Origin of the sequence: Xenorhabdus sp. KK7.4 (genome assembly GCF_963876465.1) — a bacterium.
GTDB lineage: Bacteria > Pseudomonadota > Gammaproteobacteria > Enterobacterales > Enterobacteriaceae > Xenorhabdus > Xenorhabdus stockiae.
Map to the genome: position 1 here is coordinate 1 of NZ_CAWNQF010000149.1, position 1,863 is coordinate 1,863.

The 1,863-nt window shown below is 46.6% G+C and carries 2 protein-coding genes and 1 pseudogene; all 3 read right to left on the bottom strand.

Going from position 1 to position 1,863, the window contains the following annotated elements; genetic code table 11:
- Positions 1–686 (bottom strand): annotated as a pseudogene (locus AACS90_RS22605) (hypothetical protein); the annotation flags it as partial.
- Positions 687–701: 15 nt separating this feature from the next.
- Positions 702–953: a hypothetical protein gene (locus AACS90_RS22610; protein WP_339373640.1), complete on the bottom strand. Its 252-nt coding sequence runs from the start codon at positions 951–953 to the stop codon at positions 702–704.
- 10 nt (positions 954–963) lie between these two features.
- Positions 964–1,296, bottom strand: a complete 333-nt coding sequence (locus AACS90_RS22615) for a hypothetical protein (protein ID WP_099123650.1) — start codon at positions 1,294–1,296, stop codon at positions 964–966.
- Positions 1,297–1,863: the final 567 nt, after the last annotated feature.

The window sequence follows — 1,863 nt, forward strand, 5'->3', positions numbered from 1 at the left end:
CAGTCAAAATCACCATCCAGTAAGGCCATGGCAATTTCTAAGTCCAGTGTGGCGTAGCTATGATTAAATTCGCGTTTTTGATATGACTCTGACAGCCACTGTTCCCCGAACTGGGTCACTTGTTCTGGATCAACATGTTCTGCGGATGAAAAGTGTTCCTGAGTGACCAGGGCAATTTTCTGTGTCTGTGCAGCATCCATTAATGACGTTTTTATGATGCCACCTAACCCGTAGGCGATATTGCGCAGTTTGGGTTGATCTGTTCCTTGATGAATAAACTTAGTTGCATCAGTTATCTGTCCATTTGTCAGCTCAGTGGTGTTGAATAACAAAATGGCTGCAACACGAACAATAGTGGCAACTTTGCCAAAATTGGCGAGATCATGTCGGGTATCCTGTTTAATGGTTTTGGTTTTCCACGTTGTGCCATCAAATTCATATTCAGCAGCAAATTGCTCATCAAACTGACCTACAGGCGGGCGAGGGGAACCAACCCGATCTTCACAAACAAGAGGTGTATCGGTGTTAAACTTATCCATATCATCGGGATACGCTTCGCCTAAATTTACAATGGCCAATGCTTTAGCCATTTTGACTGAATTAGCCTCAAGCGCGATAGCTAAAGAGATAGCGCCATCCTTTTGAGCCTCCGGGGTAGGCTCAAATACACAAATATAAACTTTCATTGGTCTTGCCTCTTGTTAGTTGCCTGTTTTGGCCAGTTTGATTGCTCTTCGGATGCCAGCTTTGGGCAACCTGACGGTGGAATAAAGCGCCTTCACCGGGTTCGAATAAACCATGCCCGTAGTTGGGTAATATTCCACCCGCCGTTTCCCGCCAAGAAGGGAGATATGGGTTATTCCTCCCACGAAATCGCTGTTGTTTTCATGTTCAACAGCGGTTAAGCCAGCGTCCAGAATCATTTCAATAACATCATTGATGTTTTGCATCATTCCTCCGGGGCTAATAAGGCAGTTCCATATCGGCAGCGGGAACCGGTTGACCTTCAATACATAAGAGTGATTGGATATGGTCTTCAATCCGGTTCACTTCGAGCTGTGCGGTGGCTAACACTTTTTCTTGTTCAGCCTTGAGTGCGCTGATCTGCGCATGGATGAGATCAGATTTATTGATAGAGGGAAGGGTAATTTCCACATCCTGCTGGTGGATTAACGCCCCCCAATAAGTTGTATTAGCAGGCGCGCAAGTGAGGGTGTTGAATTCAACCTGTTTATCAAACCCTTCTTTGGCATAGATGTAGAGGGTGACATTCAGTGTGTTAGGTTGTGCTTTCATAGCAACTCCTATATATTATTGTGGATCGATGAGTAATCATTGGTCTTGCCTCTTTTGGCGGATTGGTCTCCGCCTCAAGAACTCCCGGTAGCTTTGGTCGGCGATCCGGGGTAAAAGAGCCCACTTCGGTGGGTTTTTTTACGTCTGTAATAAGTTGCCCGTCTTTCCGGGCTGTCAGCCTTTCGGCGCTTCCTTCACTCCCACAGTCAAGGAGCTATGCTGGTTACGCTGTCCAGCGTCGCTTTACCCTGGTCAAGGCTGACGACCGGTTTAGTTGCCTCTTCAAGCATCACTCTACGGTGATTGGTCTCTTGCTAACGGCATCCCCTGGTGTTGGGATAAAAGCCAGTTGTTATCAAGTGGTAATCGTGGCAGGTCGTAATGAGCGCTGCGGTTCTCCTCCTTCATAACAACTGAAACGGTAAATTCGATTTTGAACATTTCACCTAAACGGCTGCTGTGCCGTGTTGTCTGAGCAAATCATCTACCTCTTCTTACGCCGGTAGCGGCTACTTCGTGGGCGTCCTGCCTGTTTGCTGATGGAATGAAGTTTAGTAATTAATAAAC

What these genes read in the sequence shown, in the direction of transcription:
- AACS90_RS22615 (WP_099123650.1), bottom strand. Translation starts at nt 1,296, where the DNA reads ATGAAAGCACAACCTAACACACTGAATGTCACCCTCTACATCTATGCC.
- AACS90_RS22610 (WP_339373640.1), bottom strand. Translation starts at nt 953, where the DNA reads ATGATGCAAAACATCAATGATGTTATTGAAATGATTCTGGACGCTGGC.